The 16,139-nt window shown below is 70.7% G+C and carries 16 protein-coding genes and 2 pseudogenes; 10 read left to right on the top strand and 8 right to left on the bottom strand.

Annotated elements, in window-relative coordinates; translation table 11 throughout:
• Positions 1-149 precede the first annotated feature (149 nt).
• On the bottom strand, positions 150-632 hold the full coding sequence (locus AB0B40_RS09745; RefSeq protein ID WP_003953493.1) for a CarD family transcriptional regulator: 483 nt from the start codon (positions 630-632) through the stop codon (positions 150-152).
• A 615-nt stretch (positions 633-1,247) separates the two neighbouring features.
• Here AB0B40_RS09745 and AB0B40_RS09740 point away from each other — a divergent pair.
• The gene (locus AB0B40_RS09740; RefSeq protein ID WP_345051430.1) at positions 1,248-1,946 is read left to right on the top strand and encodes a DUF461 domain-containing protein; all 699 of its coding nucleotides are present in this window, start codon (positions 1,248-1,250) and stop codon (positions 1,944-1,946) included.
• A 79-nt stretch (positions 1,947-2,025) separates the two neighbouring features.
• On the opposite strand, the gene AB0B40_RS09735 is transcribed toward AB0B40_RS09740, so the two are convergent.
• Both AB0B40_RS09735 and AB0B40_RS09730 read right to left on the bottom strand, forming a co-directional pair.
• On the bottom strand, positions 2,026-2,706 hold the full coding sequence (locus AB0B40_RS09735) for a response regulator transcription factor (protein WP_014673455.1): 681 nt from the start codon (positions 2,704-2,706) through the stop codon (positions 2,026-2,028).
• Positions 2,703-3,953, bottom strand: coding sequence for an ATP-binding protein (locus tag AB0B40_RS09730; RefSeq protein WP_345051433.1), 1,251 nt, complete (start codon positions 3,951-3,953; stop codon positions 2,703-2,705). Before AB0B40_RS09730 ends, AB0B40_RS09735 begins: the two co-directional genes overlap by 4 nt.
• Positions 3,954-4,203: 250 nt before the next feature.
• On the opposite strand from AB0B40_RS09730, the gene phoU reads away from it, so the two are divergent.
• The 3 genes from phoU to AB0B40_RS09715 all read left to right on the top strand — a co-directional run bounded on the left by phoU (position 4,204) and on the right by AB0B40_RS09715 (position 5,557).
• On the top strand, positions 4,204-4,893 hold the full coding sequence (phoU, locus tag AB0B40_RS09725; RefSeq protein WP_345051435.1) for a phosphate signaling complex protein PhoU: 690 nt from the start codon (positions 4,204-4,206) through the stop codon (positions 4,891-4,893).
• Between the two features lie 117 nt (positions 4,894-5,010).
• Positions 5,011-5,166, top strand: coding sequence for a hypothetical protein (locus AB0B40_RS09720; protein ID WP_345051437.1), 156 nt, complete (start codon positions 5,011-5,013; stop codon positions 5,164-5,166).
• A 142-nt stretch (positions 5,167-5,308) separates the two neighbouring features.
• On the top strand, positions 5,309-5,557 hold the full coding sequence (locus AB0B40_RS09715; RefSeq protein WP_345051440.1) for an SCO4226 family nickel-binding protein: 249 nt from the start codon (positions 5,309-5,311) through the stop codon (positions 5,555-5,557).
• A 58-nt stretch (positions 5,558-5,615) separates the two neighbouring features.
• On the opposite strand, the gene AB0B40_RS09710 is transcribed toward AB0B40_RS09715, so the two are convergent.
• The 4 genes from AB0B40_RS09710 to AB0B40_RS09695 all read right to left on the bottom strand — a co-directional run bounded on the left by AB0B40_RS09710 (position 5,616) and on the right by AB0B40_RS09695 (position 8,850).
• Positions 5,616-6,455 carry a GAF and ANTAR domain-containing protein gene (locus AB0B40_RS09710; RefSeq protein WP_345051443.1) on the bottom strand — a complete coding sequence of 280 codons (840 nt, stop codon included), beginning with the start codon at positions 6,453-6,455 and terminating at the stop codon, positions 5,616-5,618.
• Positions 6,456-6,542: 87 nt separating this feature from the next.
• Positions 6,543-6,797 carry a hypothetical protein gene (locus AB0B40_RS09705; protein ID WP_345051446.1) on the bottom strand — a complete coding sequence of 85 codons (255 nt, stop codon included), beginning with the start codon at positions 6,795-6,797 and terminating at the stop codon, positions 6,543-6,545.
• A 180-nt stretch (positions 6,798-6,977) separates the two neighbouring features.
• Positions 6,978-7,547: a DUF4232 domain-containing protein gene (locus tag AB0B40_RS09700; RefSeq protein ID WP_345051448.1), complete on the bottom strand. Its 570-nt coding sequence runs from the start codon at positions 7,545-7,547 to the stop codon at positions 6,978-6,980.
• A gap of 970 nt (positions 7,548-8,517) precedes the next feature.
• Positions 8,518-8,850 carry a hypothetical protein gene (locus AB0B40_RS09695; RefSeq protein ID WP_345051451.1) on the bottom strand — a complete coding sequence of 111 codons (333 nt, stop codon included), beginning with the start codon at positions 8,848-8,850 and terminating at the stop codon, positions 8,518-8,520.
• A gap of 112 nt (positions 8,851-8,962) precedes the next feature.
• On the opposite strand from AB0B40_RS09695, the pseudogene AB0B40_RS09690 reads away from it, so the two are divergent.
• Positions 8,963-9,091, top strand: a pseudogene (locus tag AB0B40_RS09690) (conjugal transfer protein TraS); the annotation flags it as partial.
• 43 nt (positions 9,092-9,134) lie between these two features.
• Positions 9,135-9,347: pseudogene (locus AB0B40_RS09685) on the top strand (hypothetical protein); the annotation flags it as partial.
• A 3-nt stretch (positions 9,348-9,350) separates the two neighbouring features.
• On the opposite strand, the gene AB0B40_RS09680 reads toward AB0B40_RS09685, so the two are convergent.
• Positions 9,351-10,112 (bottom strand): phosphoglyceromutase, encoded by a 762-nt coding sequence (locus tag AB0B40_RS09680; protein WP_345051453.1) that lies wholly within the window; start codon positions 10,110-10,112, stop codon positions 9,351-9,353.
• Positions 10,113-10,383: 271 nt separating this feature from the next.
• On the opposite strand from AB0B40_RS09680, the gene AB0B40_RS09675 reads away from it, so the two are divergent.
• The 4 genes from AB0B40_RS09675 (at position 10,384) to AB0B40_RS09660 (ending at position 16,131) form a co-directional block, all read left to right on the top strand.
• A complete protein-coding gene (locus tag AB0B40_RS09675; protein WP_362263641.1) occupies positions 10,384-12,030 on the top strand; it encodes a stealth family protein in 1,647 nt (548 codons plus the stop codon).
• Positions 12,031-12,041: 11 nt separating this feature from the next.
• Positions 12,042-14,180, top strand: coding sequence for a stealth conserved region 3 domain-containing protein (locus AB0B40_RS09670; protein ID WP_362263640.1), 2,139 nt, complete (start codon positions 12,042-12,044; stop codon positions 14,178-14,180).
• Positions 14,181-14,270: 90 nt separating this feature from the next.
• On the top strand, positions 14,271-15,530 hold the full coding sequence (locus tag AB0B40_RS09665; protein ID WP_362263639.1) for an MFS transporter: 1,260 nt from the start codon (positions 14,271-14,273) through the stop codon (positions 15,528-15,530).
• Positions 15,531-15,657: 127 nt separating this feature from the next.
• Positions 15,658-16,131, top strand: coding sequence for a carboxymuconolactone decarboxylase family protein (locus AB0B40_RS09660; protein WP_362263638.1), 474 nt, complete (start codon positions 15,658-15,660; stop codon positions 16,129-16,131).
• Positions 16,132-16,139 lie beyond the last annotated feature (8 nt).

Raw genomic sequence — 16,139 nt, 5'->3', positions numbered from 1 at the left:
CGATCCGCAGGATTCCCCGAGGAACACCCCGGCGGGGAACTGCGGGGACGAACATGCCGCAGCGCCCGGCGACAGGATCAGTGTCATCGGGCACCGCGGCATTTACTGTGCTGAGCGTGCCGGAAGCGAGGGTTCGCTGCCGCTGCGCGTCAGGAGGCGAGCACCTCGTCGAGCAGGGCCTCTGCCTTGTCCTCGTTCGTGTTCTCCGCGAGAGCCAGCTCGCTCACCAGGATCTGGCGGGCCTTGGCGAGCATGCGCTTCTCACCGGCGGACAGTCCGCGCTCGCGCTCGCGACGCCACAGGTCGCGCACGACCTCGGCGACCTTGATGACATCGCCGGAGGCGAGCTTCTCCAGGTTTGCCTTGTAGCGACGGGACCAGTTGGTGGGCTCCTCGGCGTACGGCGCGCGCAGCACCTCGAAGACCCGGTCCAGTCCATCCTGACCGACCACATCACGCACGCCGACGAACTCCGCATTGTCCGCTGGCACACGTACCGTCAGGTCACCCTGGGCAACCTTCAGCACCAAGTAGGTCTTGTCCACGCCTTTGATCTGGCGAGTTTCGATGGCCTCGATCAGCGCGGCCCCGTGATGGGGATAGACCACGGTGTCGCCAACCTTGAACGTCATGTGACAGGTACCCCTTCCGTGGCTATCCAGGGTAACACGGATACGGCGTCTTCTGAATGGCGTTTTCGCAGGTCAGGGCATATCTCGGGGCTTGACAACAGCAACCGGAACGTGCTGTGAGGAGCCTGCGGAAGCGGGTATTCGCAGGTCGGAGGGGCTCTCCAGGCAAGGGGAAACTCGTACGCTACACACTCCGAGAGCTCGTTCCAAGTGGCGGAACATCCCGATTTGTCCGGTCCCAAGCGTACGACTTCCGCTACTCCGTTCGGTGACCGGAGGTGGCTGTGAGACGAATCCGGAATTGATCAACGGTCCCCGAAGGGGTGCTCCGTGATCGATATCGGGAGGGGCGCGCATTCCTCCACGGAAAATTCGCGAGGGGTGATGAGAGGTGCGCGCCGTCGCGTTATGTGAATGACAGACGAGCAGATCCGCAATGTGGCCGGGGAGTCACCTGCGTCCCGGCGGGTACCCCCACCTGGAGGGAAGCCCGGGGCTTGGGGGAGGGTCGGGTGCGGTGGCGCGGGAACGGCTCGGTAACCTAAGGCCGCTGACAGACACTTAGGGTGGCTTTATAAGGGGAGCCGCCCGCGCGTTCAAGGAGTTGCCGCCGCCGTGAGCAGCAGCCTTCGACGCGGCGCCCTCGCCGCCTCCGCCATCGTTTTCTCGCTCGCCTCGCTCGCCGCCTGTGGCGCCGGCAACAACTCGCAGACCCTGGAGATCAAGCCGGACAACGCGGCGACCAGTGTAGGCAACATCAAGATCCAGAACGCCCTGGTCATCACCCAGCCCGACCGGAAGTCGACGGGTCCCGCGGTGATCTCCGCGACCGTGTTCAACTCCGGCAACAGCCCCGAGACCCTCCAGTCGGTCACCCTGGAAGGCACCGGCACGTCCGCCGACCTGAAGCCGGCCAAGGGCGGGAGCCTGACCGTTCCGCCGGGCGGCTCGCTGATCCTCGGCGGCAAGGGCAACGCCTCCGCGTCGCTGCCCGGCGGCCGGGAGGCCGTCCAGGACGGCAACGTCCAGAAGATCACCTTCACCTTCAGCAAGACGGGCAAGGTCACCCTGAGCGGCTTCGTGGTCCCGGCCACCAGCTACTTCGACAAGTGGGGCCCCTCCCAGATCCCGTCCGCCCCGGCGTCCGCCTCCGCGTCGGCGTCCGCCTCGGCTTCCGGCTCCGGCGCGCCGGGCGCGGGCGCGTCCAGCAGCGGCAAGCCGCAGAAGGGCGGCAAGCCGGCCCCGTCCGGCTCCGCCTCGGGTTCCTCCGTCACCCCGAGCGACTCGGCCTCGCAGTCGGCCGCCGGCCACTGACCGGCCGCACGTACGCCGAAGGGCGGCACCCCGCAGTGGGGGTGCCGCCCTTCGGCGTACGCCTGATGGCGACGGCGGTTTACGGCTCGAACTTGTAACCCAGCCCCCGCACCGTCACCAGGTACCGCGGCGCGCCCGGGTCCGGCTCGATCTTGGCGCGCAGGCGCTTGACGTGGACGTCGAGGGTCTTGGTGTCGCCCACGTAGTCGGCGCCCCAGACGCGGTCGATGAGCTGCATGCGGGTGAGCACGCGGCCCGCGTTGCGCAGCAGCATCTCCAGGAGGTCGAACTCCTTCAGCGGCAGGTCGACCTTGGAGCCGCCGACGGTGACCACGTGACGGTCGACGTCCATGCGGACGGGGCCCGCCTCCAGCGCGGCCGGGGTGACCTCCTCCGGCTCGCCCCGGCGGCGCAGCACCGCGCGGATGCGGGCGACCAGCTCGCGGGAGGAGAAGGGCTTGGTGACGTAGTCATCGGCTCCTATCTCGAGACCGACGACCTTGTCGATCTCGCTGTCCTTCGCGGTCACCATGATCACGGGGACGTTGGAGCGGCCGCGCAGCTGGCGGCAGACCTCGGTGCCGGGCAGGCCCGGCAGCATCAGGTCGAGCAGGACCAGGTCGGCGCCGTTACGCTCGAACTCGTCCAGACCGTCGGGGCCGGTCGCCGCGACGGCGACCTCGAAGCCCTCCTTGCGGAGCATGTACGACAGGGCGTCGGAGAAGGACTCCTCGTCCTCGACGACGAGCACTCGGGTCACGGAAGGACCTCCGGGGCGGGAAGCGGTTCGTACGGGGATGGTTCGGAGGGCCCGGCCTCGTCCTCGAGGTCGGGGTGCTGGTGCGCGCGGTCGCGTGCCGCGGCCGCCTCCGGCAGTCTGAGGGTGAAAGTGGAGCCCTGGCCCTCGGCGCTCCAGACCGTGACCTCCCCGCCGTGCGAGGCGACCACGTGCTTGACGATCGCGAGACCCAGACCGGTGCCCCCGGTGGCCCGGGAGCGGGCGGGGTCGACGCGGTAGAAGCGCTCGAAGATGCGCTCCTTGTCCTTGTCGGAGATGCCGATGCCCTGGTCGGTGACCGCGAGTTCGATCATGTCGCCGCCCAGGGCGTTGATCCGGCGGGCGGCAATGCCGACGCGGGTGCGGGCCGGGGAGTAGTTCACGGCGTTCTCGACGAGGTTTCCGAGGGCCGCGGCCAGCTGGCCCCGGTTGCCCCAGACGTGCAGGTCGGCCGTACCGCCGGCGGCCATGGTGATCTGCTTCGTGCCCGCCTGGTGGCGGCAGCGGTCGATGGCCTCGGCGACCAGCTCGTCCACCCGGACGGGCTCGGCGTCCTCCAGCGGGTCGTCGTTCTGCACCCGGGAGAGATCGATCAGCTCCTGGACCAGGTTGGTCAGGCGGGTCGCCTCGATCTGCATACGGCCGGCGAAGCGCTGTACGGCCTCGGGGTCGTCGGAGGCGTCCATGACGGCCTCGGAGAGGAGGGAGAGCGCGCCGACGGGCGTCTTCAGCTCATGGCTGACGTTCGCCACGAAGTCGCGTCGTACGGCCTCGATCCTGCGGGCCTCGGTCAGATCCTCGACCAGCAGCAGGACCAGGCGGGAGCCGAGCGGGGCCACGCGGGCGGAGACGGCGAGGGCGTCGCCGCGTCCGGTGCCGCGCCGGGGAAGATCCAGCTCGACCTGGCGTATCTCCCCGTCCCTTCGGGTGTCCCGGGTCATCTGGAGCATCGGCTCCACGGCGAGCTTGCCGCCGCGCACCAGCCCGAGGGCGTAGGCGGCGGAGCTCGCCTTGACCACGGCGTCGGCCTCGTCGAGGACCACGGCGGAGGAGCGCAGCACCGACAGCACGGTGTCCACGCCGGGCGGGAGTACGGGATCGGTGTGCAAAGAAGTCCTGGTGGGTCGCTTCTGGTCGCGTTCGCTCCAGCGGAACGCCAGCATGGCGATGACACCGGTGAGCACCCCGGCGATCGCTGCCGCTGCGGCGACCGCCGCGTTCACGTCCATGCCTCAAGGTTAGGCATGCCGTGCGAGATGCCCACAGCCGTCCGGGTGCGACCTCGAACACTCGTCGCCCAGAGTTCACCTTGGAGCCAGCATTGATTCATTTGGGGTGGCGGAAACAGACGCGTAGGGGGCACAGCGTGGCAGCGTGGGGTTCGTACCGCCGGTTTCGCCGGGGGCGCACGCGTGACGTGACGGCCCCTCCCGAACCCCGAACGACCCCCCGAACGATGACGCACGAGAGGGAACCCTGATGCGGGACGCGTACCACGAGGAACTGGACTCGATCGGCGACGGACTGGTGGAGATGGCCCGGCTGGTCGGATCGGCGATCGGACGCGCCACGACCGCCATCCTCGACGCCGATCTGAAGCTGGCCGAGAGTGTGATCGAGGCCGACCAGAGGGTCGACGAGCTCCAGCACGACCTGGAGGCCCGGGCGATAGCCCTGCTGGCCCGGCAGCAGCCGGTGGCGACGGACCTGCGCATAGTCGTCACCTCGCTGCGCATGTCCGCCGACCTGGAGCGCTCCGGCGACCTCGCCCAGCACGTGGCGAAGCTCGCGCGGCTGCGCTTCCCGTCGCGCGCGGTCCCGCAGGACCTGCACGCCACCATCCTGGAGATGGGCCAGCTCGCCCAGCGCCTGATGGCCAAGGCGGCCGAGGTGATCATCACCAAGGACGTCGACCTCGCGCTCCAGCTGGAGCAGGACGACGACGAGATGGACCTGCTGCACCGCACGCTCTTCCAGCACCTGATCGACGACCGCTGGAAGCACGGCATCGAGACGGCCGTCGACGTCACCCTGCTGGGCCGTTACTACGAGCGGTACGCCGACCACGCCGTGGCCGTCGCCAAGCGCGTGGTCTATCTGGTCACCGGCGAGCACGCGGACGAGCTGCAGTCGGACATCAAGCCGGTGACGGGCGTCGACGGCGCGTAACCCCTGCGGGGAGCGGGACGCCGCACGGCCGGGCGCCTCCGTGCGCCGTTGATGCGCCCGGCCGAACGGGCATGAAATGGGCGAGGGCATCCCTGCCCCTAGGTCTAGGAGGGACCCATGGCCGAATCCCCCGGCACCACGCCCGACCCCACGCAGGACCGAGAGACCGAGCAGCCCGCCGAGATCAGGAGCCTGCCGCTGTTCGGCGCGTGCGGCTGCGGCTCGGGCTGCGGCTGCGGGTGCCAGTCGGGCAATCCCTGCCAGTGCGGCTGAACGACACCCCGGGGCCGGTGGGAGCACGTCTCCCGCCGGCTCTTCGCCGTACCGGATGCCCATCTCGTCGTACCGGATGCCCATCCCTCCCGCGGGGCGCAGCATGGACGTGCGGGTAGGACCTGCGGGAAGGAGCTTGGCCATGGCCAGGTTCATGGACATCCACCGCGGTATGCGGGGCATCACGGCCGACCAGCTGGCGGAGGCGCACCAGGCCGACCTCGCCATCGAGAAGGACGAGTCCGTGCACTTCGAGCACGCCTGGGCGGACCCGGTGTCCGGCGTCGTCTACTGCCTGTCCGAGGCGCCCTCGGCCGAGGCCGTCCAGCGCGTCCACGAACGGGCGGGGCACCCGGCGGACGAGGTGCATCCGATACCGCTGGAGGCGTGAGGGGCCCGGGCCGACGGGAACCGCGCGCCCGGCGCCGCTCGGCCGAACGCGGCCGGTATCAGCGTCCGGCGTCGCCGCCGTACGCCTCGGACCAGAAGCTCAGCCGGCGGGACAGGACGTCCCGGGCCAGCTGGCTGACCGTGCGGCCGTCGGCGTACGCGCGGCCCCGCAACCGGTCCAGGGCCTGCTCGGGGTCCACGTCCAGCTGCACCATCAGCATGCCGACCGCCTGGTAGACCTCGGTGTGGTCGGCCTCCGAGGCCGCGACCCAGGACGCCACCCGCTCCTCCGTGTCGCCTCCCGCGGCGCCGTTCCGGGCGTGGTCGCCTGTCTGGAGGTTCATCAGCGCGACGGTGACCGCGTCCCGCACGCACAGCGCGGTGCGCAGGTCCAGTACCGCGAGGCCGCCCACCCGGTCGCAGTACAGGTCGAGCGTGCCCACGGTGGCGCCGCTGGGGCCGAGCGGCAGTGAGAACACCGCGCGGACTCCGAGGCCGACCGCCTCGTGCGCGAAGATCGGCCAGCGGCGGGAGGCGGGGCCCTCGGTCAGGTCGGCGGCGAGGACCGGGGCGCCCTCGTCCAGCGCGCTCTGGCAGGGGCCGTCGCCCACGGTGTACTGCAGCTCGGCCATCCGGGCGGCGACCCGGTCGCTGGCACACCAGGTCACGCGGACGCCCTTGCCGCCGGAGATCGACACCGAGGCCCCGGTGACCGGCAGCAGCCGCACGCACGCCGCGCACAGCGCGCCTGGCACCGCCCGGGGTTCCCCGGCGTCCCGCACGGCGGCGGCCATCGTCTCGCTGACCCGCAACCGGGCCTCGGCCTCCGGCGTCAGACCCGACGGCCCGGATCCCTCGGGCGGCATGTACATCACCCCCGGTACGCAGACACCCGACATGCTCCACCAGCATCCCGTCGGCTTCCGAGTTCCCAGGGCGCGGAAAGTATCTGCGCGTTTTCCGCGTCCCGGCGGCCGCCGTACCTCTCACCCCGCCGTGTGGGCACCCGTCAGGTAGTCGAGGTCGGGACGGGGCGGCCCGCACCGCAGGATCGCGTCCACCGCCGGCCACCGGTCGAAGGGCACGGGGTAGCAACGGAGCATCCAGGGGTCGTCGGCGTCCGGCGCGATCACATCCCGCAACCGGCGGATCTGCTCCCGGCTGATGGGGTGCTCGGCACGCAGGACGTCATCCGCCTTGCCGTACCCCTCCAGGACCCAGACGACGTCAGGCTCTTCCACGCACATTCCTTGATCGGCGAATCTCTGTGAGCTCGGGCCGGGGTCGACGGACGCCGAGTTCGCGCGCGGCAGATGCCGCAGGGACGGAGAAAAGCCCCCTGCCGGCGCAGTAACGCAGGCAGGGGGTCGTCAGAGCCTTGCGATCGTCATGCAGGCTGCTCGATTTGCGGGGACGGGGGGTCAGGAAGGCTTGACCGCCGTGACCGGGGTGACGGTCACCTTGTTGTCGCACTCGGCCCACACCCCGTCGTTCAGGGCGACCTGGTGCTTCCCGGAGTGCGGCAGCCCGACGACCATCGTCGGATACGTCACCGGGGCCTTGCCCGACACGCAGTAGCCGTCGCCCTCCCCCTGGACCTGGACGAAGGTCAGCTTCACCCACGCCTTGCCGTGCGGCCGGACCGTCACGGTGGCCGCCCTGCCGGTGGGGGTGACCTTGAGCGGGGTGTTGTGGGAGGGGGAGCCGTTGCCGGCGCCCGCGACGGTCGGATGGCCCTTCAGGACGCACGTCCTCCGGGAGGCGTTGGTGAACTGCACGACCGCCGCCCCGGTCCCGGTCCCGACGGGCCGGTGGACGGCCTGCCAGGCGCTGACCTGGAGGGCGGAGGCCGGGCAGGCGGGCGGCGGGGTGGAGGTGGTGGTGCTCTCCGCCATGGCGGTGCCGGGCAGGATGCCGGTCACCGCCGCCGCGACGGCCGTGACCGCCGTCGTCGCCAGAGCCGCCCTGCGAATGCCGTTGCTGTGACGCATGCTGTGGTCCCCCTGAGTCGTCTCGTCCGCGGGTTCCGGTCGTCGTTCGTTGCCCCGCGGTACGTGTGGTCGTGGTACGTGGGTGCAGACAGGGCGGGGCAGCGGCAGGGTTCCGTGCGGCGACCACTTGTGACGGAACGGTGACGACAGGCTGCACCCGGTTCGTGACCCGGCTCGTGTTCCAGGGCACGAAAATGCCTCCCATCCGCGCCGTAGGCACAGGTGGGAGGCATGATCGCCCAGCTTGGGTCTTGCCGGGGACCTTGGCGACCTGCGTCTTCGCTGCTCAGAGGCGGTGGGCACGTAAGCGTGGTGGTCGTCGTTGGACGTCCTTGGCCACTGTTGAGCGCCCTCGGACGGCCCAGAGACGGCCCAGCCGCGGATTACATGAACGCGGCCTCAGCCGGCGGAGGCAGCCCGCCACTGCGCGGTCAGGCATCCCTCTTCCATGTCCCACCATTCCTTGGCCACGCTATGGCTGAGGAGCCTCTGCACCTTGGCGAGGTCGTCCAGTGCACAGGGCTGAATAGGACGGAACCCGAGCGGACCGCCCAGCGTACTCCCACAGGGCTGCCAGCAGGTCCGTGACGCCGAAGGCACGGCCATCGGGCAAGACGACCTGGACCTGAGCCGTGATGCTGTACCGCCCCTGGACTGACTTGATGACGGCCACTGGTCCGATGCCGGAGCAGGACGGCACCATCTTCGAAGGGAGCAGCGAACACCTCCATGTCGGGCGGCACGCTAGCGGCTGCCCCCTCTTCAGGTTCGAACTCAACTGATGGTGCGTGCTCGATGGTCTGCGGTGCCAGATCCGGCTTGACGAGGTCCGGTCCCCGTAGATGCTTGACACTTCGGTCCCAGCTGATGGTTGACAGTGGCCGTGATCGGTTTTTCTGCGCGCGTCGTTGCGGCGTGTGTGGGGAGGCCGGGATTGGCGCTGGTGGAGTTGTCGATTGCGAGACCGACCTCAGGACCGCTCACTGCGACGGTGCATGGGTGGCCGATCGAGCACTTCGACGTACATGATCCGGCCATCAACGACGTCCAGGCACAGCATGCCTCGCAAGGGCAGGAGCGGCACGCACCGGTGGCCGGCGCCGTATGGCTGTCCCTGCGGATGAGCTGCGGTCTGGAAGCTCTGGCAGAAGTCATCGCCGCAGGGGCACTCGTCTACCAGGCGAAGGTCCCAGGCGCAGATGGCCAGCTCGCGTTCTCCTTCGTTCTCCAGGAGAGTGATCAGCTCCGTGACGAGCTCCGGGAAGACGTCGCGGACAAGGGGGTAGTCCTGCTCCTGCTCCATGGCCGGAGGGTAGCCGGAGATGGGACAACCCATAGGCCCACCGTCAAGCGTCACCTGGGACCAGAACGTCAAGCATCAGCCGGGACCCGACACTGCGCGGCGGGGCTTGAAGCTGTGTGCGCAATCGGCCCACCTCGACCCCGAGCTGCCCGCGCTCAAGCCCTTCCGGCCCGACGCACCCGTGCGGCCGCCCGTCGAGACGCCGAGCCCGGTCGTGCGGCCCCGACCGGTGACCGACTGACCCGCACCCGCACGCATCCCCGGTCGGCGTGACCACCTCACGCCAGTACCTCGGCCACTCGGACCCCGGCCTGACCCTCCGCGTCTACGCGCACCTCATGCCGTCGAGCCAGGAGCGCACCCGCAAGGCGGTCGCCGCCGTCTTCGACACGGCCCGGTCGGGTCCCCTCCAGCACCTGACGGCCCAGAGACGGCCCAGAGACAGCAACAAGCCCCCTACTCGCGGAGAAACCGAAGGTAGGGGGCTTGATCAGTGAGGTTTACTTCTTCTTGCCCTGGTTCTTGACCGCCTCGATCGCGGCCGCCGCCGCCTCCGGGTCGAGGTACGTGCCGCCGGGGTTGAGCGGCTTGAAGTCGGCGTCCAGCTCGTAGTAGAGCGGGATGCCCGTCGGGATGTTCAGGCCCGCGATGTCGGCGTCGGAGATGCCGTCGAGGTGCTTGACCAGGGCGCGCAGGCTGTTGCCGTGCGCGGCGACCAGGACCGTGCGGCCGGCCAGCAGGTCGGGGACGATGCCGTCGTACCAGTACGGGAGCATGCGGACGACGACGTCCTTGAGGCACTCCGTGTTCGGGCGCAGCTCCGGCGGGATCGTCGCGTAGCGCGCGTCGTGGGCCTGGGAGAACTCGGAGTCGTCCGGGAGCGGCGGGGGCGGGGTGTCGTACGAGCGGCGCCAGAGCATGAACTGCTCCTCGCCGAACTCCGCGAGCGTCGCCGCCTTGTCCTTGCCCTGCAGAGCACCGTAGTGGCGCTCGTTCAGACGCCAGGAGCGGTGGACCGGGATCCAGTGGCGGTCAGCGGCCTCCAGGGCCAGCTGGGCCGTGCGGATCGCGCGCTTCTGGAGGGACGTGTGCACCACGTCGGGCAGGAGGTCGGCGTCCTTCAGGAGCTCGCCGCCGCGGACTGCCTCCTTCTCGCCCTTCTCGTTCAGGTTCACGTCCACCCAGCCGGTGAACAGGTTCTTCGCGTTCCACTCGCTCTCGCCGTGGCGGAGGAGGATCAGCTTGTACGGTGCGTCGGCCATGGCCTTGAGCCTACCCAAGGGCCCCGAGAGCCGCGCCACGCGTGTGGGCCCTGACACACCGGGCCGCATAAGCCCTGTTGGCTGGTCGGGCTCTCCCAAAAATCGGGTTAACTCATGTACAACCTTTCAGAACATTGATCTGTCTGGTAATCGCCAGAAGGTTCAGGCAGCAGGAAGAGGGGCACAGAACGTGACCGTGCGTTCCTTTGCGCGGCGGATGCGACCGCGAGTCGAGCGGAAGGCCGCCGAGCGAGTGTGGCAGCTGCGTACCATGCGGCGACGCCGCAAGGCGGCGGTCACGGACCCGGTGCTGCGTCCGGTGGCGGTGCGCGGCCAGCAGTTCTACGGCCGTGTCGTGGACCGGTTCACCGCGGCCGAGGCGGCCGCGTCCAACCTGGACCTCGTGGTCGCCGCGCTGGAGCAGGAGGGCATCGCCTACTTCCTGGTCCCGCCCTCCCGTACCCGCTACACGGTCGGCGTGAACATCGTCGACCGTGAGCGTCTCCTCGCCGCCCTGGAGGCCCGGAACGCCGGTACGGCCGTGTTCATCGGCCGCCCCCTGCCCGGCGGCCAGCTCAAGCACCCGGCGCTGTTCCTCGACGGCGTACTGCCGGTCCAGCTGCGCACGGCCCCGGTGCTGCGCGTCGGCGAGAACCTCCTCGGGCCCGCCGGCCAGCTGCTCGCCGGTCCGGAGCTGGCCTGCGACATCGAGTTCTGGGAGGACGGAGCACAGCTCCTCGCCGGCCCCGACGGGCCCCGGCGGCTGGCCAAGGTGCAGCCGCAGGCCTCGGAGGACGTCTTCGCGGAGTCGCTCATCACGCCCCGTAACAACGGCGTGACGGACGTCCTGCCGGCGAGCGAGCAGAAGCCCGCCACCGTGCGCGTCGGCGACCGCGAGGTGCCGAGCTTCGTCCCGCTCACCCTGCCGACCGTGAACCAGGTCACCTTCCCCGTCGACATCGTCTACACCTGGGTCGACGGCGAGGAGCCGGCGATGCGGGCCAAGCGGGCCCGCTACCAGGAGAACGGCATCGCCGAGATCCTGGACAAGGAGACCAACGCCTCCCGCTACACCAGCCACGACGAGCTGAAGTACTCGCTGCGCTCGCTCGCGATGTACGCCGACTTCGTGCGGCACATCTACATCGTGACCGACGGCCAGAAGCCGCACTGGCTCGACGACAGCGCCCCGGGGATCACGGTCGTCGACCACCGCGACATCTTCCCGGCGGACGTGCTGCCGGTCTTCAACTCGCACGCGATCGAGACCCGGCTGCACCACATACCGGGCCTGTCCGAGCACTACCTGTACTTCAACGACGACGTGTTCGTCGGCCGCCGGGTCACCCCGGAGCACTTCTTCTTCGGCAGCGGTCTGATGAAGATCCCGGTGTCCCCGCTCAAGATCGGCATCGGCAAGCCGCACGCCGAGGAGACCGCGACCAACTCCGCCAGCAAGAACGTCCGGCAGCTGCTGCTGGAGAAGTTCGGCCGGATGACGACGAACAACTTCATGCACACCCCGCTGCCGCAGCAGCGCGGGGCGCTCCAGGCGCTGGAGGAGCTGTTCGCGGAGGACGTCCGCCGCACCACCGCGTCCCGGTTCCGCTCGCCGCAGGACATCGCCATGACGGCCCCGCTGCTGTACCAGTACGCGCTGATGACCGGCCGCGGCGTGCCCGGCAAGTTCAGCTTCCGCTACGTGAACATCAGCCGGCCGGACGCCGAGCGGCGCCTGGCCGACCTGCGCCGCAACCGCCGTTTCGACTTCTTCTGCCTCAACGACGTCGACGTGCCGCCGGAGGAGCGGGAGCAGGTCAGCGTCCGGATGCACGAGTTCCTCGAGAACTACTTCCCCTTCCCGAGCCCCTTCGAGAAGCAGGAGCCGGCCTCTGGTTCCGCCGAGACGCAGAGCTGACGGGACCGGTCATGGCCATCGACATCCGCCACAGGCTCGCGGTGGCGCCGCCCGGCCTGCGGGTCGCCCGGGGCCTCCTGGTGGGCCTGCGGCTGTGGCTGTCGGCCCGGTTCTGGGCGCTGCGCGTGGCCCCGGCCCGCCGCCGGCTGCGCGCCGCGGTCCCGGGGCTGCGCCGCGTCGGCCACGGCCCGGTGCGGCTGTACGGCCGTACGGTGACCGGGTACACCGCCGCGGACGCCGCCGCCGCCGACCTGGAGCAGATGTGCGCCGTGCTGGAGGCGGCCGGCGTCCCGTACTTCCTGGTCCCCCCCGAGCAGGGGCCCGGGGTGCCGCGGCCGGTGGTCGGGGTGGAGGAGTCGTACCGGGGGGCGGTCCTCGCCCGGGCCCGGCAGGACTTGGCACGTAGCGCCGGGTACGTCGGCGCGGTGGGCGCCGACGGCGCCGTGACACGGGCCGTGCTGTGGGCCGACGGGAAGCTGCCGCGGGCGCTGCGCGGGGCGCCGGTCCTGCGGACCGGTGTGGTGCGGCTGGGGCCCGCCGGGCAGGTGCTCGGCGGCCTGGACACGGGCTGTGACGTCGAGTTCTGGCGGTACGGCCGGGACCTGGGCGCGGATCCCGCGTACCTCACCGTGCCCGGCACCCGGCTCCAGGACGACTTCGGCCCGGCGCTGGTCGCTCCGCGCCGCAACGCCGTCTCCGAGGTGCTCCCGGCAACGGCCTGGCAGCCCGCCGTGGTGGCGGAGCAACCCGCCGTGGTGGCGGAGCAACCCGCCGTGGTGGCGGAGGAACCCGCCGTGGGTGCGGATCAGCAGACTCCGGTGGCGGGGCAGCCGGCCACGGTGTTGCCTGGTCAGCGGGCGGCCGGTGCGGTCGCCGGGCAGCGGGCGGCCGGTGCGGTCGCCGGGCAGCGCGCCGACGCGGTGCCCGGGTCGCAGCCGTCCGCCCCGTCGCGGCAGCGGCCGGTCACGGCGGGCGGGCAGCCGCCCCTCGCGCCGGCGGAGCAGCGGCCGGCTGCGGTCCCGGGGCCGGCGCGCGGTGTGCCGACGTTCGCGGCGTTCGCCGAGCACGGCATCGACCAGGTGCGCTTCCCCGTCGACGCGGTGTACACCTGGGTCGACGGGGACGACCCGGTGCTGGCCGCCAAGCGCCGTGCCCACCAGGCGGCGTCCGACAACGTCATCGCCCCGCGCGAGACCGGCGCCTCCCGCTACACCAGCCACGACGAGCTGAAGTACGCGCTGCGGTCGCTGGAGATGTACGCCGGATTCGTCCGGCACGTCTACCTGGTGACCGACTCCCAGACTCCGGACTGGCTGGACCCGGACGCGGCGGGCCTGACCGTGATCGACCACCGGGACATCCTCCCGGCGGACGCGCTGCCCGTCTTCAACTCGCACGCGATCGAGAGCCGGCTGCACCACATACCGGGCCTGTCGGAGCACTACCTCTACTTCAACGACGACGTCTTCATCAACCGCCCGGTAGGGGCCGAGCAGTTCTTCCACGGCAGCGGCATAGCCCGCATCCCGCTGTCCCCGCTCAAGCTGGGGGTCGGCGCCCCGCACCCGCTGGAGCCCGCGCCGAACTCCGCCGGGAAGAACACCCGCGAGGTGATCCGCCGCTTCCACGGCAGGTACATCACGCACAAGTCGCTGCACACCCCGCATCCGCAACTGCTGTCGGTCATGCGGGAGATGGAGAGCCTCGGCATCGAGGAGCTGGAGCGGACGTCGTACTCCCGCTTCCGGTCCACCGCCGACGTCGCTCCCGCGTCCACGCTGCACCACCACTGGGCGATCGCGACGGGCCGTGCCGTGCCGGCCGACTACAGCTTCCGGTACGTGCAGCTGGGCACGCCCGACATGCGGCGGCGGCTGGCGCGGCTCGCGGCCGGCGAGGACGTGGACTTCTTCTGCCTCAACGACGTGGACACCGATCCGAAGGACCGGGCACCGGCCCAGGCGGCCATCCACGCCTTCCTGGAGCGGAGGTTCCCGTTCCCGAGCCGCTTCGAGCAGGTACCGCGGGCCGCCGCGGTTCCGGCCGAGCCGCGCGAGGTGTCCCGGCGCCGCCCGGCCGCCCGCCGCGTGGGGCGGCCCAGGCGGCAGGCGCGGCCGGTGGGACTGGAAGAGGCGCGGCGCGTCGATTGACGCGACCTGCTAATTGACTGGCGACCCGGAACCCCCCGTTTGTAAGTTGTGGCTGCCGCTTGAGCCGCTTACAGACGTGGGGGATCGTCGATGTCACCAGCCCGTGTGAGACGTGCCGTCCGGGAGTCCGTCTCCGGACTCCCCCGGGAGTTCTGGTGGCTGTGGACCAGCACCCTCGTCAACCGGCTGGGCGCCTTCGTGGCCACGTTCATGGCCCTGTACCTCACCCTCGACCGCGGTTACTCCGCCTCGTACGCCGGGCTCGTCGCCTCGCTGCACGGGCTCGGCGGGGTCGTCTCCTCGCTGGGCGCCGGCGTGATGGCCGACCGGCTCGGCAGGCGGCCCACCCTGCTCATCGCCCAGACCGCCACCGCGGCCTCCGTCGCCCTGCTGGGCTTCATGACCACCCCGGCCGCCATCGCGGCCGTCGCCTTCGTCGTCGGCATGGCCTCCAACGCCTCCCGGCCGGCCGTGCAGGCCATGATGGCCGACATCGTCCGCCCCGAGGACCGGGTGCGCGCCTTCTCCCTCAACTACTGGGCCATCAACCTGGGCTTCGCCGTCTCTTCCATGGCCGCCGGGTTCATCGCCGAGTTCAGCTATCTGGCCGGGTTCCTGATCGAGGCCGGGATGACCCTGGTCTGCGCGGTCGTCGTCTTCGCCAAGCTGCCGGAGTCCCGGCCCACGGCCACGGCCAGGCAGGCGGAGGCGGAGGCCGCGGTCCGGCTGGGCACGGTGCTGCGGGACAGGCGGTACATGGCCGTCGTCGGGCTGTCCTTCCTGGTCGCCCTGGTCTTCCAGCAGGGCTCGGTCGGGCTGCCGGTGGCCATGGGGCGGGCCGGGTTCTCCCCCGCCGACTACGGCCTGGCCATCGCCGTCAACGGCGTCCTGATCGTCGCGCTGCAGATCCCCGTCACCCGTTTCCTCGAACACCGCGACCCGCGCACGCTGCTGGTCGCCTCCTCGCTCCTGGCCGGGTACGGCTTCGGGCTGACCGCGTTCGCCGGGTCGGTCGGTGTCTTCATGCTGACCGTGTGCGTGTGGACCCTCGCCGAGATCGTCAACGCCCCCACCCAGACCGGTCTCGTCGTCCGCCTCTCCCCCGTGCACGGCCGCGGACGCTACCAGGGCATGTACACCCTGTCCTGGTCCGTCGCCGCCCTGGTCGCCCCGCTGATGTCGGGCACGGTCATCGACCGCCTCGGCGCGGAGTGGCTGTGGGGCATGTGCGCGGTGGTCGGCTCGGCGGCCGGCGTCGGCTACGGCGTCCTCATGCGCCGCCTGCCCCGGGAGCACCCGGCTCCGGTGCCGCTGCCTGCGGACGCGGGGGCCGAGGTCCGTACCGCCTAGGCGGTCAGGCGCGGTCGGCAGCGCCACCGTGTCGAACAGTGACCCAGCTCACTCCAGCCCGTGTCACACCCCTCCGGTCCCGTCCGTCAGTGAGGTGTAAACCGTCGCGACCACACAGGAGCAGGTCATGGATGCTCGGCTCAACCTCCACACCAGCCCCGTCCTCGGCAGGATCTTCAAGCACCTCAACGCCGCGGGCAAGGTGATCACGGACTCCGCGCTGTCGGCCGCCACCCAGGAGCTGGTGAAGATCCGTGCCAGCCAGATCAACGGCTGCGGCTTCTGCACCGACATGCACACCAAGGACGCCGTCGCGGCCGGCGAGACCGCCACGCGGCTGAACCTGATCGCGGTGTGGCGCGAGGCCACCGTGTTCACCGACGCCGAGCGGGCCGCTCTGGAGCTGGCCGAGCAGGGCACCCGCATCGCCGACGCGGCCGGCGGGGTCACGGACGAGGCGTGGGCGAACGCCGCCAAGCACTACGACGAGGAGCAGCTCGCCGCCCTGGTGGGCATCATCGCCCTGATCAACGCCTACAACCGCGCGAACGTCGTCGTCCGGCAGCCCGCCGGAGACTACGTGCCCGGCATGTTCGGCTGAGAGAGGAC

Source organism: Streptomyces sp. NPDC042638 (assembly GCF_040647235.1).
Classification (GTDB): Bacteria; Actinomycetota; Actinomycetes; order Streptomycetales; family Streptomycetaceae; genus Streptomyces; species Streptomyces rameus.
This window is presented reverse-complemented; position numbering and strand designations above follow the sequence as displayed.

What these genes read in the sequence shown, in the direction of transcription:
- AB0B40_RS09745 (WP_003953493.1), bottom strand. Translation starts at nt 632, where the DNA reads ATGACGTTCAAGGTTGGCGACACCGTGGTCTATCCCCATCACGGGGCC.
- AB0B40_RS09730 (WP_345051433.1), bottom strand. Translation starts at nt 3,953, where the DNA reads ATGGACGTGAACGCGGCGGTCGCCGCAGCGGCAGCGATCGCCGGGGTG.
- phoU (WP_345051435.1), top strand. Translation starts at nt 4,204, where the DNA reads ATGCGGGACGCGTACCACGAGGAACTGGACTCGATCGGCGACGGACTG.
- AB0B40_RS09720 (WP_345051437.1), top strand. Translation starts at nt 5,011, where the DNA reads ATGGCCGAATCCCCCGGCACCACGCCCGACCCCACGCAGGACCGAGAG.
- AB0B40_RS09715 (WP_345051440.1), top strand. Translation starts at nt 5,309, where the DNA reads ATGGCCAGGTTCATGGACATCCACCGCGGTATGCGGGGCATCACGGCC.
- AB0B40_RS09710 (WP_345051443.1), bottom strand. Translation starts at nt 6,455, where the DNA reads ATGTCGGGTGTCTGCGTACCGGGGGTGATGTACATGCCGCCCGAGGGA.
- AB0B40_RS09700 (WP_345051448.1), bottom strand. Translation starts at nt 7,547, where the DNA reads ATGCGTCACAGCAACGGCATTCGCAGGGCGGCTCTGGCGACGACGGCG.
- AB0B40_RS09695 (WP_345051451.1), bottom strand. Translation starts at nt 8,850, where the DNA reads ATGGAGCAGGAGCAGGACTACCCCCTTGTCCGCGACGTCTTCCCGGAG.
- AB0B40_RS09680 (WP_345051453.1), bottom strand. Translation starts at nt 10,112, where the DNA reads ATGGCCGACGCACCGTACAAGCTGATCCTCCTCCGCCACGGCGAGAGC.
- AB0B40_RS09675 (WP_362263641.1), top strand. Translation starts at nt 10,384, where the DNA reads ATGCGGCGACGCCGCAAGGCGGCGGTCACGGACCCGGTGCTGCGTCCG.
- AB0B40_RS09670 (WP_362263640.1), top strand. Translation starts at nt 12,042, where the DNA reads ATGGCCATCGACATCCGCCACAGGCTCGCGGTGGCGCCGCCCGGCCTG.
- AB0B40_RS09665 (WP_362263639.1), top strand. Translation starts at nt 14,271, where the DNA reads ATGTCACCAGCCCGTGTGAGACGTGCCGTCCGGGAGTCCGTCTCCGGA.
- AB0B40_RS09660 (WP_362263638.1), top strand. Translation starts at nt 15,658, where the DNA reads ATGGATGCTCGGCTCAACCTCCACACCAGCCCCGTCCTCGGCAGGATC.